The organism is Robertmurraya mesotrionivorans (assembly GCF_050971805.1).
Taxonomy (GTDB): domain Bacteria; phylum Bacillota; class Bacilli; order Bacillales; family Cytobacillaceae; genus Robertmurraya_A.
Map to the genome: position 1 here is coordinate 437,298 of NZ_JBPCCH010000002.1, position 14,304 is coordinate 451,601.

General features: G+C 37.3%; 13 protein-coding genes. 3 read left to right on the forward strand and 10 right to left on the reverse strand.

Features of this window, described 5'->3' with window-relative positions:
- Window positions 1–84: 84 nt before the first annotated feature.
- The 8 genes from ACRX5O_RS06190 to ACRX5O_RS06225 all read right to left on the reverse strand — a co-directional run bounded on the left by ACRX5O_RS06190 (window position 85) and on the right by ACRX5O_RS06225 (window position 9,646).
- Window positions 85–657: a thermonuclease family protein gene (locus ACRX5O_RS06190; protein WP_433905131.1), complete on the reverse strand. Its 573-nt coding sequence runs from the start codon at window positions 655–657 to the stop codon at window positions 85–87.
- Window positions 658–707: 50 nt separating this feature from the next.
- Entirely contained in the window at window positions 708–977 is a 270-nt protein-coding gene (locus tag ACRX5O_RS06195) for a hypothetical protein (RefSeq protein WP_433905132.1), read from the reverse strand.
- A gap of 213 nt (window positions 978–1,190) precedes the next feature.
- Window positions 1,191–2,447 (reverse strand): replicative DNA helicase, encoded by a 1,257-nt coding sequence (locus ACRX5O_RS06200; protein WP_433905133.1) that lies wholly within the window; start codon window positions 2,445–2,447, stop codon window positions 1,191–1,193.
- Window positions 2,447–3,448 (reverse strand): DnaD domain protein, encoded by a 1,002-nt coding sequence (locus ACRX5O_RS06205; RefSeq protein ID WP_433905134.1) that lies wholly within the window; start codon window positions 3,446–3,448, stop codon window positions 2,447–2,449. Before ACRX5O_RS06205 ends, ACRX5O_RS06200 begins: the two co-directional genes overlap by 1 nt.
- 369 nt (window positions 3,449–3,817) lie before the next feature.
- Entirely contained in the window at window positions 3,818–3,949 is a 132-nt protein-coding gene (locus ACRX5O_RS06210) for a hypothetical protein (RefSeq protein WP_433905135.1), read from the reverse strand.
- A gap of 332 nt (window positions 3,950–4,281) precedes the next feature.
- A complete protein-coding gene (locus ACRX5O_RS06215) occupies window positions 4,282–6,750 on the reverse strand; it encodes a DUF2357 domain-containing protein (RefSeq protein WP_433905136.1) in 2,469 nt (822 codons plus the stop codon).
- The gene (locus ACRX5O_RS06220) at window positions 6,722–9,301 is read right to left on the reverse strand and encodes an MrcB family domain-containing protein (protein ID WP_433905137.1); all 2,580 of its coding nucleotides are present in this window, start codon (window positions 9,299–9,301) and stop codon (window positions 6,722–6,724) included. The genes ACRX5O_RS06215 and ACRX5O_RS06220 overlap by 29 nt, the downstream gene beginning before the upstream one ends.
- Window positions 9,302–9,322: 21 nt before the next feature.
- A complete protein-coding gene (locus ACRX5O_RS06225; RefSeq protein ID WP_433905138.1) occupies window positions 9,323–9,646 on the reverse strand; it encodes a nucleoside triphosphate pyrophosphohydrolase in 324 nt (107 codons plus the stop codon).
- 179 nt (window positions 9,647–9,825) lie between these two features.
- On the opposite strand from ACRX5O_RS06225, the gene ACRX5O_RS06230 reads away from it, so the two are divergent.
- Complete coding sequence (locus ACRX5O_RS06230) at window positions 9,826–10,197, forward strand: hypothetical protein (RefSeq protein WP_433905139.1); 372 nt, start codon at window positions 9,826–9,828, stop codon at window positions 10,195–10,197.
- Window positions 10,198–10,572: 375 nt separating this feature from the next.
- On the opposite strand, the gene ACRX5O_RS06235 is transcribed toward ACRX5O_RS06230, so the two are convergent.
- The gene (locus ACRX5O_RS06235) at window positions 10,573–11,346 is read right to left on the reverse strand and encodes a DUF6946 family protein (RefSeq protein ID WP_433905140.1); all 774 of its coding nucleotides are present in this window, start codon (window positions 11,344–11,346) and stop codon (window positions 10,573–10,575) included.
- A 556-nt stretch (window positions 11,347–11,902) separates the two neighbouring features.
- Here ACRX5O_RS06235 and ACRX5O_RS06240 point away from each other — a divergent pair.
- On the forward strand, window positions 11,903–12,379 hold the full coding sequence (locus tag ACRX5O_RS06240) for a DUF2975 domain-containing protein (RefSeq protein WP_433905141.1): 477 nt from the start codon (window positions 11,903–11,905) through the stop codon (window positions 12,377–12,379).
- 10 nt (window positions 12,380–12,389) lie between these two features.
- Entirely contained in the window at window positions 12,390–12,614 is a 225-nt protein-coding gene (locus tag ACRX5O_RS06245; RefSeq protein ID WP_433905142.1) for a helix-turn-helix domain-containing protein, read from the forward strand.
- Window positions 12,615–12,996: 382 nt separating this feature from the next.
- Here ACRX5O_RS06245 and ACRX5O_RS06250 read toward each other — a convergent pair whose 3' ends face one another.
- Window positions 12,997–14,280: an SLC13 family permease gene (locus ACRX5O_RS06250; protein ID WP_433905143.1), complete on the reverse strand. Its 1,284-nt coding sequence runs from the start codon at window positions 14,278–14,280 to the stop codon at window positions 12,997–12,999.
- Between the last annotated feature and the right edge of the window lie 24 nt (window positions 14,281–14,304).

Genomic DNA, 14,304 nt, shown 5'->3' on the forward strand with positions numbered 1-14,304 from the left:
GTCTGTGTTAGAAATATTCAATGCCTAGAAACATAAATAATTCATCCCCCCCTTTTATACATACATCAAAAAATAAATTATCGGTTAAGGCAAACAACCATTATATCCCCAGTAAGTCACAAAATCGAACCTGCTCCAGATATTTACTTTTTCCCTTTTTGCTAATCTTTCATCCTCTCTAAATAATTCAAGATACTTATAGGGAGGATGGAGGACATAAGCCACTCGTGCGTATCCTTCCTTTAGCAAAGTCCCCTGAATAGATTCACCATTGACAAAAACATAGGCTAATAGTCGTCCGTAGGAATCTCTTGTGTTCCCCTGTTCAAATTCCAAAGTTAACTTGCCACTCTTTACTAACTGGCTATTGCGTAAATACGCTTCCTTTGCATAGAGTTGGACACACATGTTTGGATTCTTCGATTCTGGTGTATCAATTAATAAATAACGAACTGTTTCGATATTCCCGTTAACAAGTACTTTAATGGTATCACCATCGACGGGTTCAATTAAAGTAACAGGTATCTGGGTTGTTAGAGAATCAAACAGATTGACTTTATTCTCAATTAGCTGAAGGTGGGACTGTGTTGTTATATTCTCTTTCTGTAACGGAGTGGAAAAGTATAGAAAAATATAGAAAAGTAGTAGCTGTTGCAATGGCAACTCCACCGATTCGTTTGATCATAAACACTCACCTCTCTCCACGCTCATCGTAATCTCTTATAACATCCCGCAATAGCTGGAAAACTCTTAAACTCCTTCCTCATATCCCGAAACGAAATCACATCATTCCCTCTAGAAAGTTCAAAATCTAGTGAATATTCGTGACAGTTCAATGGGTTTCGATGGAATGTTTTCAGAAAGAATTGGATGGCCTCTTCCCGGTTATGAGCAAAGATAAAAATAAACTCCTCCTGGTTCATCTTCAGAGAGTAGATGCCCACCTTACGAAAACCTAACACATTCTTTTCAATCATTTCCCTTACCTTCTTATGATCGGCTTGTTGTAAGTCTATTTTGGACATATCGTCATCTAATGACAGTTTCTTCTATGCTAGTAAATGGTGGATGTAGTGGGCCAATGCGGATTCTTCATAAAGGATACAATCTCGGTAAACCTCTTTCACAACCATGTTAAAACACCTCGGCATTTGATATTTTTATCCGTTCAATGGGCTCTATTTGGTCTATCAAGAAATAGCTGATTCCTTTTGTTCCTCAACCTCTCCTGTATGCTCGTTGTAATCCACCTTGATACTTCCAACTGGACCGTTTCGATTTTTTGAGATAATGATTTCAAGGGAATGATCCTCTGTTTCTTTGTCGTAGTAAGCTTCTCGATACAAGAACAAAATAACATCCGCATCCTGCTCCACACTCCCCGATTCCCGAATATCAGACATCATCGGCTTCTTATTAGCTCTTGATTCGACCGATCGATTGAGCTGTGCCAAACAAATCACAGGGCAATCAAAATCCTTCGCCATCGTTTTTAGAGATTTAGATATTTCCGTTACTTGTTGATGGGCATTGCCTCCATAAAATTGACCTGACCGGATTAACGTTAAGTAATCAATAAAGAGGATGGGTTTCTTGTAGGGAAATTGGTTGATCAATTTCCGTGTTTTTGCTCTCATTTCACTAATGGTTTGTCCAGATCCATCAAATATTTGGATATTGGTTTCATTGAGTTCACCAATCACGTCAAACCATTTATTCTTTTGACTTTCACTTAGGCTATGTTTCGGATCTTTCATTTTTCTACGGTTAAAGCCTCCTGTGGAAGCAACTAAACGAGAAGTGATTAACTTTTCAGGCATTTCCAGAGAAAAGACAAGTGGCAGAAACCCTGCCCAGCCTGACATTTTGGCAAAATGAAGCATCACGTCCGTTTTTCCCATCGATGGCCTAGCCGCTAGAATAGTAACCTCCCCACCTTGAAAGCCTCCCGTTACTTCGTTGAGCTTTTTTATACCGGTTGTTGCCGTTTGTAACCCTATTTGATCTTCCCAAGGAGCCTCATAAATGGAAGACAAGGCTTGTTTTAAAGGCGTGTGATCATCCATCTTCGCTTGGTTGATTTTATCTAATTCACTTATGACTTTAGCAACCTCCCAATCATTCATGGTTGCGATCGTTAAGATGTTCCTCTTTTCCCTTTCTTTCCAGGAATCCAGAATGAGCTGTTCCAACCCGTCAAATTTCTCCACATCTGCATGTGATAACAACTCCGAGAGGTAGGACATTCCCCCGAATGATTCTAGGTCAGGTAAGGTCGTTAAGGTGATCAAGTCAATATTCTTTCCAGCTTGATTGAACTCTAGCATTCTTCTCATGAGTTCTTTGTGACGTGAGAGTTCGAGCTGTTCCGGTTGAATCACGGTGTCCTTGAGTAAGTACTCTGCTTTCATCAAGCTGCCTAAAAATGCTTTTTCAGGAATACTCATCACTTTTCACCAGCCGTAAGATCAAGCACAAATCCACTTGGAATATCTCTTCCACTTGGTAGTGGTCCAGATGCTTGCTTTTGCTTTGTTACGGGCTTTTGGTCTTCAACATACGAATCTATTTCTTCTACGGTTAGTAAAGATTCATTCTCCCAGTTTTTCAGAATGCCCATCACATAATTCAGCTTCCGTTTATTATTGGCACAGGCAATCGTCATGGCTTTTAGGATAATCTCTTTCGGCTGTAAAAAACGAGAATCATCTAACCAAGCTAACAGCTGCTCTTTTCCGTTTACGTTCGTCAAACCAAATCCGTTAGAGTCCCAAAACTCAATAATTTCTTTCACATCTCCTGACTCTTGAGTTACATGTGGCGTCTCTAACGGAGTATTCTTCTCTATATCAGGAGTAAAAGCTTTTTGTTGTTGTTGTTTTTCTTTTTCTTTTTTATTTTTTTTATTTTGCTCACGAAGCGTATCACGACACGTAAACGTATCGGCAGCTTCTTTACACACCAGTTCTACATATGTATTTGTTTCATTTACTATACTTACTGCATCTATAGCATCTCTGTCAGCTTGATTAAAAAAGAATTCATAGAGGCTATAGATGTCTGGCTTAGTTATGGTTTCTGATACATATCGGATGAGCGAGAGGTCCTGAACCTGTTTTAATTCGCTATATATACAATCCATCACTGGTTTCCCACCTTTTTGTAGGTTATGCTTCCACCAGTCTCTAATGGCAAGTTCTCTAGTTTCAGGATTATAACGAATCAACTGATAATCCTCAGAGAATCGTTCCACTAAGGAATGAATATTTTCGAGGGAATAGCACATATCATAGGCCATTTGCTTTTTCATAATTTTATAGATGCCAATTTGTGTCGTGTTTGGATTGGTAAGTAGATAAAGGTAAAAGTATTTTTCATCCCCATTCAACTGCTCATTAATAACTGGGTTCTTCCAAAAATCAGTACGAACGATACGGTATTTTGCCATTTGACACTTCATCCTTTCATCTATAAAAATTGCTTTCATAGATGATATATAAACTAATGGAGAGAAAGGTTAGGTGGTTTTTAGAAAACTTTTGTCTATTTTATGGCGATACAATTTCTAGGTAGCTAATAGACTTGCTAAGTACCAAAAGAACGGTTTAATCCTCCCATTTCTTATTCAAAAACAAAAAAAGTGCCCAGTACTGGACACCAAATTTATACTACAAAGCTATAACCACTTTTTTAGAAGCAAGAATTGCATTCATAGCTCTCTAACTTTTTTAGAATAATTAGAGTTAGTAAACTAACTTATTAACCAACAATCTCCTACTTTTTGAATTGTCTTTCCTTAAAAATCACGTTTTATCGTTCATAACGTTCGTTTTTCATTTTTCTCCTTGTTCAACTTCATAGTGTTAATAATTTTATTTACATCTACCTCCATACTTTCAACCGCTTTGATCCCTAGTCTGTTTACATACAATAATGTTTTATGTTTCATGACCCAGCCTCCTATGTCTTAATATAAATTAGACATTTTAAAGATGAGTCCTTGTGAAATTATTGTGAAAATGTTTATATCATTTTAATATCCAAGGTTATATTAGTAATGAAGGTGTATTGCGAAGCTATTTTATTAATTATCTTAGGGATATAAATAAAAACCAGCTAAAATTCAATTTTTTTAGAAAACCAGAGTTACATTATCAAATAAAAAGATTTTTGTTACTTTGCTTTAATTTACTTTTTATCCCGGTGGTCAGGATCGAAACGACAATCTAGATGGAATAAGATTTTGATTGGAAACTTCAATTAGTTTTAAACAAACATGCTTTAATATAAAGTACTTAGCAATTTAAAAACTCCGCTAGGATTCTGAATTAATTCATGTGTAGCAACTTCAAACCCTTTATGATTGCTGGTAAAATTAATACTCTGTTCTATCCTATTAAAACGTACCTTTATATTATTTATTTTAAAGTTAGTTACCTGCTTTGCATGATCCACATTATCATTATCTAAATTCAGAACTATTTTGTCAGACACCCTTCTCAACATTCGCCAAATAATCATTTCCTCACTAGACTTCATAAATAATTCCGGTAACTCAGTCGATTCGTTTAAACTATGTAAGGTAGTTAACATATAACTAGAAATCCCATAACCAACTGGTTTAATCATATTTTTTAAAGTAACCCAATTTGAAACATGAAAACTTATACATTCCACGCCCTCAAATTTAACTGTTGTAACTTCTTTTATTTTCCCAAAGTATTTGATTCCATTTTCCTGCTGCTCAATTCCGCTCTTAACATATAAAGCCACGTATTTCGCTACCTGCCAGCCCTTTTTCAATTTGCTAACCGGGATATAATAGTATCCTTCTTTAATAAAACTGAGATACTCCTCACCATTTGAAACAAGACCAACTAAAACCATTTCATCTAGACTGGATTTCCAATCCTCTAGTGTACCTCTTGGCAAAATCCCTTCCTTTTGAATTTCCTCAGAACTTTTATTTATTAACCATTCTACAAATTGCTCTACTAAATATGTAGCGTTTGGCAAAAAAGGAAGACCACCAATGTTAACCTTATTAATACTTTGATAAAAATGATGATTTTGATAGGTCTGTTCATCAAACCATGGAAATAGAACATACGCTCCAAATGCCGTTCTTTCATACGGACCATTATTCTCAGCAACTATCGAATCTCGATAACGATGCATCGTGTTAATATCGTCTTCCATAGGACCAGGGGTTTTGTACCGATTTTTATAGTAGGTACCCTCTTGTGCATAGTCGATACGGTACTTGGCATCAAAGATGTAATTAAATGTATAGTCTTTTCCCTTTTTCTCGATACTCAACATCGTGTCAGGCTTTTGTGGAATGGTAGGCAGTTTCCCCTCATACTTTTGATAGGTTAAAACGATTTCTTCATTAGTAAGTTGATGCTTAAATACACGCTTGGCCATTCGATTTGCTTCCAGATTCACGAATAACCCTTCTCTGTTCACCTGGATAATGTCCTGACTTACGAGAGTATATTTTCGTCCCAGGATCTGTCCAAGCTTGAGGAAAGTCCAATACTCATAAAGAGTAGCTACGTCTTTCACTGACATCTGGTATAGCTTTCCTTGAAGGGCTAGTCCCTTTGACACCGTTAAGAAAATTTGAAAGGCATCTCTATATCCTGGCGCCATTTGTAACACGAGACTCATGACAGATCGCTCCATCTTTCCGATTCTTGACCAGAAATGATTTTTCATTTTGGTTTGCAGTTGAGTAATCATTTTTGTGATTTTCTCTATTAAATCAGGATCGGGTTCTACCATATGGTTGTTCAAATTTTGGACAGTCTCTAAAAGATCAACGAGTTTATGTACCAATCTCTCCATCATCCACTTGACGTACCGGTTTTCCAGTGTGTCATAAGTTAACTCTTTCTTACTTTTTAATCCCTCATGAGGCATCAAGTTTTTACTATTAATCATGATTCCTTTTTCAACTTCAACAAACAAGTTGGATCTCTTTCGCAGGTATGCCCTACTCGTACTATCAATTTTCTTTAGTTGATCCCCTCTAGCCTTTTCATAGGTTTTTTGTAAAGTGTGATGGGGTTGATGTTCAATACGAGCAATGGCTTGTGTAAACTGACGGAAATGTTCAGAAATTAATCGGTAAAACTCCGCCCTTGATGGTTTTCCCTCCAGTTTAACTGAAGCTCCTAAATAAGTCTTTCGAATGAAATGATAGGCCAGATTATAAATCTCATCATTTACTTCTTCTAATAGCTTCTTATAGTCATTTTTATAATCAAGCTTTGATGGAAAAATCTCTAGTGTTACTTCTAATAGCTTTTTCTGATCCTGTAGAATCTGAAAGGTTGTAAATCCCACTTCATTCTGGAATTGTAGGTTCCCCATAAGCACGGACTGAGATCCAAATTCCATTTCTGATACAGCTTGCCGTAATAAGGGATGCTCATGGTAGAAGCTTAGTTCCTGGCCTGTTTTCGACCATACTACTAGCTGGTACACTCCATTTTCGAAAAAGATCGGCCGTAGATTTACTGGATTGACCATCTGTTGTTCGTTAATGTCATATACTTTAATCTCCTGGATATTTACTCCTTCGACATTGAATTCCATGACATCGTGGTAATCCATGCTTCGATATTGCTTTAGCCCTTCATACCGCTCATGATACGGTTTTCCTTTTAACACTAAGGTTAAGTCATCTGTTTCCACCTTAACTAATTCAACATCCTCACGAGATCCAGAAGGAAGTGAAGCCATCGTATCTTAACCTCCCTAACATTTCCACAACCTTTGCAGCACTTTTCGGGTATTTGGCACTTTGTAATTCCTGTTCAGCCAATTCAATATCTTCATCATACTGCTTGTTCGTAAATTGGACATAAAGCTTTTTAAGGAGTTGATCTACCCTCATATCACTTCCAGCAATTCTAGGTAATATCTTTTGTAAGATACAATGGTCTAGTGCCTCGGAGAATTCCATCAGCCTTGCCTCTTGGTTGTATGCCATGTAGAAGCAAATTTCATCACGTACACGATACCCAACATGTGCATTGGTTAGCTGAAGAGCGCCATTGATTCGTTCTAACTCCATTGTTACCTGCTCTACGATACTTTTATTTTTTACAAATACGTCTTTTAGATGCAGGTAAGTCGAAGCAAATGATTCTTGATCACTTACGATTAGATCCACATGCTCTTGCTCGTGTAAAAATGTCAGGTTACCTAGCTCAATACGATTAAACTCAATGGTATTGGCTCTATCTAAAACCTTCTTACTGAATGGATGGGTCGTTTCGTCCATGTTGACTGTTCCAATGATATAAAGGTTATTCGGTAGTTTTAAGTCGAATCCTGCTATTTCCTCGGAAAGTAAATTTGAAGACACAATATCTCCGTCCTTCCATTTACGGCTTTCCATGACACTAAGGATATCACTGAAATAGTACTCTACACGTGCTAGGTTCATTTCATCTAATAGAACAAAGTATGGTAAATCAGGATGATTCTCAGCTCTTTTAATTACTTTTGTTAGTGGACCTTCTTTAAACTCTCCTTTGATGTCTACATAGCCTAGTAGGTCCGATCCATCATTCCAATCCGGACGAATCGGTATCAAAGCAAATTGTCCATTTTCTTCTGACGCTCCTACACTTTCCGCAAACCATTGAACCATCTTGGTCTTTCCAGTTCCTGAAATTCCGGAGAGAATGACAAATGGTTTTGTTTTTAAGGATAGGAATAGATTGATTACTTCTTCTTTTTTATAGTAGAAGCCTTTGCTTCGAATATAAGAGTAGATATGCTCAATTAAATCTTTATCATTAAGTGTAACTGTTTCATCCTCGTGTACCTCGTTATGTGTTTCCGAAGGAGTCTCGTATGTAAGTCCATTTTTACTAGCAATATAGTTCTCGTAAATGTTCACCATTTCATGAAGGTCTGCTACGAGGACACTTTCACTTGGCATCTCGTCAATTTTATATCTGATATAAGCTGCAGTAGAAAGAGCATATTGCTTTGCTTTTTGACTTGTCCCAAGATTAATTAAGTCATCTCTTTTCGCCTTACTTGAGCTTGATATGGATTGACGAATGTCGTCTTTAATTTTTAGCATTTCATCCTTTGATGTCTCCGTTACTCCCTGTGCAAGAGTTAGATAAACGCTCTGCATATCCTCGCTAAACAGATATACGATGTAGTACCCTCGTTGGGTAGAAACAGTAATCTTTCGATTCATGATTGCAATCCAAGGAACAGACGCCCAGTTCCCTTGACCGACGGATCCCGTCACGACGTACTCTGAGGAATCAATAAAATCCAGTTGATAAAAACCTAATGGGATATCATTACGAACAAAAGCCCCTAGCAGGTTCCCTCCAAAGGATTCTCTTTTTGCCTCTAAGTAGGTGTTCATTACTCTTAGTACATTGCTTCTTATATCACTAGCCATTTTCTGCTCCTTTACGCTTAGGGTATCAAAGAAGGGTTCAGTTGGAGACCATTCGTTATCGATTAATCTTGTGTTCTCCAACCATTGAAGAAGTAAGTTCGTTCTTTCCTTTGCCACAGACTCTACCATTAGGTTATCCCCACGTGAATTTCGGACGACTAGCATTCCTAGTTCCTCGATGGCTGCCTTCTTGTCTGACTTGCTGTAATGACGAAGAAGGTCCAAGCAAATCAACACCACACGGAAATATCCCAGATTCAATAGAATTCTCTTTATGTATTGATCCTCGTGTTCCGACTCCACATACTCTCTTAGTTGAAAGTGATTAGACTCATTAAACTCATTGATAAAACCCAGCAAACGGGCATCCTGTCTGCTTCTTGATTTGATTCTGTATAGATTCCCTTCGAACTGCTCATTTAGCTGTGTTGGATTATAGGTACCAGAAATAATTTCATCTAAGAATTCTTTTACACTTTTATAAGACACATTTGGTAGCTCGTCAGTCTGGAATTCTCGTAAATGAATAGAAATACTTCTTCCCTTTGATACTTCCACAAACGGTAAATGTGAAAATAATGACATTAGGAAGGAAGTCCGTCCTCTTACCTTTTTAAAATCATTAGCTTCAGCATTCCGAATATCGATAAATTCATACCATCCATCAATTAGAAAGCGAAACGGGATGAATTCATCAGGTTCTGTTTTGTTACCACTTTGATACTTTGATTTAGAGGATTCTGTTTCTACATAGATCCCTTTTTCATCGACCTTTGTAATTACGTTCTCTTTCTTTGAGGTTAATGTATGAATCGTTTTTACCCTTTTTACTAACTCAATTATGATGTTATCTAACAAATGTAATCACTCCGTACGTAATTAATCTTCCACTTCTATAAGAAGAATTTTTTTATCAAATCCACCACGTTCCTTAAACTTTTCATTTCTTACTTTTTCCACTTCCTCAATCGAAGAACCATGAACCTTTGCTAAGGATTTAATAACCTCTAACAAATCTGCCAATTCCTCAATAGCCTCCTTATTACTGTCAGTGTTCATGTATTCCTCTAGTTCTTCTCTACTCTTCTTTTTCAGTTCACTTATGTATTCTTGATTTTCTAATATCCTTGTAGAAAATTGCTTTCGAGTCAAAGCGATAATCTCAGGTATCTGATCACGGACTAATTTATTGTATACGGGCATTGGTTTCTCCTATTCCAACAACATAAAGTTTCTTACGGGACTAATTTCTTACTTTTTCCCCATTATACAACAAAAGTTGCAACTTCTTACAGAATATAGGAATGTTCAAATTATTGTCATGTAGCCTGTCCAATTGCGCTTCTTCCTTATATATAGTAATTAAAAGGTGGTGAAAGCATGTGTCAATCAAGGCTAGTACGATCGAGGCTTATGTGGGTTATTCGCAGTTTAATCATGTGGAAGAGTTTCGTGAGCATGTGACCTTATGGATGGTAGAGTATAAGAATTATTTTACAAGAAATGAGCAGATTGGATTGCAACGACTGATACTTTTCGCTGAAAAGGTGCCAGGTGTTTGTAATGCAAAAATAGGTACCATACTTAAGAGTATCTATGAGGAACGGGGAGAACTTGGTATGATTTCACGATCATCCTTTAAACGGATGCTTCAAAAGGCGATTAAATTTGGCATTATAACTGTATATGAAACTGTCCGGAAGAATGGGTCGCAGTTTAGTAATCTTTATGTGTTTAATCGGTGTCCCTACTGATAACATGAAAAAAGCGTTTCTCACTTTGGTGGAAGAACGCTTTTTCTCTTATTATTAGAAGCTATTATTCTTTTCGGGAATGATACAGTAACATCCCCTTGATATTCTTAGTAACATACGGAACCTTGTTGGTACTGTCGAGCTATTATTGCTGCCTCCATGTGTAACAGGTACCATGTCTGTCATTACTGTCCCTGTGTCTTTGTATTTTATTTGATAGTTTTTTATATATCCATTCATCTATTTCTTTTTTACTTTGAACTCCTCCTAAATGTTTAAATGCTTCAAGAACCTCCTGATATTGAGTAACCACAATCTCACCTCTAGATTAATTCATGTCTATCCTTTTACTTTTATATCCACTAGTGGTTAGAATTAAATTTTTGTTACTATTTTTCCTATATACAAAGGTATTTCAGAGGGGATATATGAGTTACCAGGAACATTAAATGGACCCAATAATTCTCCGTTTGCTATTTCAGAATTCCTCCCTCCTGATAAAGCTTTAATCAATTTATCTAATTCCTTATTATTTTCTATTACTTTTTCCACACATGCTTTATCTGTTGTAAAAGCTTGTATGATGAATATAGCCTTAGTTGCTTCTTGTTTTTTTGATTCAGCAAGTGTTCCAGCAATAGCATGTATTAGTTGATATCTAAGGGTAGAAATTGAGTTTGATAATGGCTTTTTAAATACTCCTAACAATAATTCTTCAATTCGATTTGTAACTTTTGTGTTCTCACCATTCAACTGTTTTATCTTTGCTTTTATGTAATAACTCTCAATGGTCTCATTGCCAAAGCTTTCATCAACTTTAGCTTCTACAGATAAAAGGATTTTTTCATTATTACAACTTCCAATTGACAGGAAATCGTGTTGTCTCCCTTTGCCATAACTATCAAACCTTGATTCATATTCAGGCGAACCATAAATTAATCGTGTCCCTCCTAAGTCGGGGTGAGAGTTTAATAACGTATCAAGTTCATTAGGCACTTCCCCTTTACCTCCTAGCCAATATGAAGCCAGTGAATGAGCACTTCTACCTTCTACCCATTGTATTTTAGGTTTTTCTGGTGGACATTTTTCCTTCCATTCTTCTAACGAATTAATTTGATCAATTTTATCTAGCCCTCTACAAATTATCATTCTATCCCCTCCTAAAGAAACATTATAAAGTTTGTAGTAACTAAGATATTTATATGTTGTAAGGTTCTATACTTGATGTTTTTATGATGCTAAATTCTTTGAGGTTAGTAAAGACAGAGTATCAACTCTTAACTTTTAAATAGAGGATTAGATACAGGAAGAATAGTAACCATTCGATGCTTCTACAAATTGGTTTCATTTTCCTTTTACTTCTTAAAAATTTTTATTCAATTCATTTTTCTACCTTTAGAGTTCTATTCTTATGGAAAAATATCGAGCTTAATAAATATGTTTGTATTAGCTTATATAATTAATCGGTATCAAATAATGCTTAGGTTTAAATCATTAATTAATGTATTAACGCTGCTCTCATTGATACGCCCTTTGAATGTTTTTGACTTTTCACATGGCTCATTGGATGCGTATTCTTTGGTGTTAAAATGCTTTTAATGCAAAGAGATAAAAATTATTTTTTAAACAAACAATAATTACTTATTGTAAAACGATAAATAATACATTAGAATCAATATATAAATAAATTAGCGAGGTGTTTTTTATGAAGCGAGGGTCAACACTATTTTTACGAATGGCACTTGTTCTTATTTCAATTCCAGTTCTAGCATTAGGTATCTTTGGGTTAACTTGGTTACCACAGCATCCCTTCAATCCAAGTTATGACCACATCCTGTATCCCATTGTGATAGGTATGTATGTATCTGCCCTACCGTTTTTCGGTGCATTGTATCAGGCGTTTAAGCTTTTGAACTATATTGACAAGAACGAAGCTTTCTCTGAGTTGTCTGTGAAGGCTCTTCAGAAGATCAAATTCTGTGCCATGACCTTCAGTGGGTTGTATGTGGTCGTTCTGCCATTTGTCTTTTTCGTTGCCGAACTAGACGATGCCCCAGGTCTCGTTATCGTCGGAATGGTTCCTGTTTTTGCTTCACTGGTTATCGCCGTCTTTGCTGCGGTTCTGCAACGACTTTTACAAGAAGCAATTGATATCAAATCAGAAAATGACTTAACGGTCTGAGGTGAAAACAATGGCGATTATAATCAATATTGATGTGATGTTGGCGAAACGGAAAATGAGCGTAACCGAACTTTCGGAGAGAGTTGGAATCACGATGGCTAACCTTTCTATCTTGAAAAATGGAAAGGCTAAGGCGATTCGATTATCCACGTTAGAAGCGATTTGTAGGGCTTTGGATTGTCAGCCTGGAGATATTTTGGAATACAGATGTGATGAAGAGAATCAAGAATCGTAGACTTTTTGATATTAGATCCCCCGTAACATATAAAAAGGATTGATGAGCAGGATAACACATGCTCTATCAATCCTTTTTTGTACACATAATCGTTTTACCCCTTATACTGGGAATCGTTATCCTACACCGCTGATCTATTGCGATATACAATCAAAGTCATCGCATTTAATACGATTGTAACGATGAGGGGAACTCCTGCGGCAAACGCCACCACTCCCATTGTGTCCACCAGCAGAGTTCCCCAACACTCCAATCCGTTCGGGATCGATAGGATTTTTCTCTGAATTCGCTTTCATAAACTACACTACTCCCCTGCAGTCATGGATACACGCTGGGAAACCGGACTGACTAGCTAAGCGAACTGTTTCCTTCTATCACTTTATTAGCTTACAGGGAACATAAGCATAGCACCTATACATAGCGCAAGAATACGGAATAGATACATAGGTACTGAGAACAACCAGAACTGCGGAAGCTTATATTTACCCATGCCTAAAATCATTGCAGGCATACCATCGACTGGCATGTACCCGCCGTTCCATCCAGATATTACAACTGCAGTTGCGGCAGCAACAGGATTAAGTCCCAAACTCATGCTGGTTGCAATAGCGATTGGCGCAAAGATGAATACAGAACCCATATTAGAACCAGTAAAAGTAGCACAGGTACTAGTTAGAAGTGCGAAGATGAAGATAAGAATGAATGGGCTTACATTATTACCTAATGAATTCGCCACAACGTCTCCGATCATCACTGTGAATCCAGAATTAGCTAGAGCGTCAGCAACGCCGATCACACCAGCCATCATAAGGATTACAGGTGCACCCATATTATCTCGAACTTCCTTGAAGTCAAGTACATTGATGATTAGTAAGAATGCACCAGCAAGGCCTGGGATTACATATGCAGCATTGCCTATCACGCTCATAAGCATCATACCTACTACACTGATAATAAATACAGCGATGGTAGAGTATTCTTTCCACGCAGGCAAAACCTCAATTTCAGCTGTAGCCGCCACCTCATCATATTCAGAAGCTTCCGTAATTGGATGATCCGGTAGAAGACGATAAGCAACCAAACTCCATACCAAGAAACCAAGAGCCAGGATGAAATTCACTACAGCAAATTTTGACATTGAAAGTCCGCCGGTATAACCTGCCGTTTCCAGTACGCTAACAGTAACACCATAGAAGAGTGCTACATTGAAAGGAATCAAAGGGTGGTTAGTAGCAAACCCCAAAGGCATCATCAGTTTGGACGTAGGCATTTTTTTATTGTAAGGGATAGTAGATATTAAAGATAGAATCAGTACATAGTAACCAGTGGATCCAGAACCTACTAAACTGGCACCAAGCATAACTACCACGAGCAAAAGAGCATAACTCTTATAACCGCCCTTATTTACCAAAGCGAGCATAGAGGACTGAACCTTTCCAATCAATCTAGTCTTCATTAGTCCTGCCATAACAACCATAAAGCCAGCGATCATGATAACGCTTGGGTTCACGAAGCCTGCGAAAGCCTCCTGAACAGTGGACAGACCGACGACGACTAGCATAAGGCAGGCAAGGATTGGTGGTGCGCCGAATGCCATTTTGTCTGACATGATCAATCCAATCATCAGGATCAAGATACCAAGGGCAAGAATCATTTCGATTGTCATTTTATGTTTCTCCTCTCTCTTAAG

Bases quoted from the DNA above. Each gene is read 5' to 3' on its own strand.
- ACRX5O_RS06195 (WP_433905132.1), bottom strand. From the start codon at position 977: ATGATTGAAAAGAATGTGTTAGGTTTTCGTAAGGTGGGCATCTACTCT.
- ACRX5O_RS06240 (WP_433905141.1), top strand. From the start codon at position 11,903: ATGAAGCGAGGGTCAACACTATTTTTACGAATGGCACTTGTTCTTATT.
- ACRX5O_RS06225 (WP_433905138.1), bottom strand. From the start codon at position 9,646: ATGCCCGTATACAATAAATTAGTCCGTGATCAGATACCTGAGATTATC.
- ACRX5O_RS06245 (WP_433905142.1), top strand. From the start codon at position 12,390: ATGGCGATTATAATCAATATTGATGTGATGTTGGCGAAACGGAAAATG.
- ACRX5O_RS06210 (WP_433905135.1), bottom strand. From the start codon at position 3,949: ATGAAACATAAAACATTATTGTATGTAAACAGACTAGGGATCAAAGCG.
- ACRX5O_RS06235 (WP_433905140.1), bottom strand. From the start codon at position 11,346: ATGATAATTTGTAGAGGGCTAGATAAAATTGATCAAATTAATTCGTTA.
- ACRX5O_RS06250 (WP_433905143.1), bottom strand. From the start codon at position 14,280: ATGACAATCGAAATGATTCTTGCCCTTGGTATCTTGATCCTGATGATT.
- ACRX5O_RS06205 (WP_433905134.1), bottom strand. From the start codon at position 3,448: ATGGCAAAATACCGTATCGTTCGTACTGATTTTTGGAAGAACCCAGTT.
- ACRX5O_RS06200 (WP_433905133.1), bottom strand. From the start codon at position 2,447: ATGAGTATTCCTGAAAAAGCATTTTTAGGCAGCTTGATGAAAGCAGAG.
- ACRX5O_RS06215 (WP_433905136.1), bottom strand. From the start codon at position 6,750: ATGGCTTCACTTCCTTCTGGATCTCGTGAGGATGTTGAATTAGTTAAG.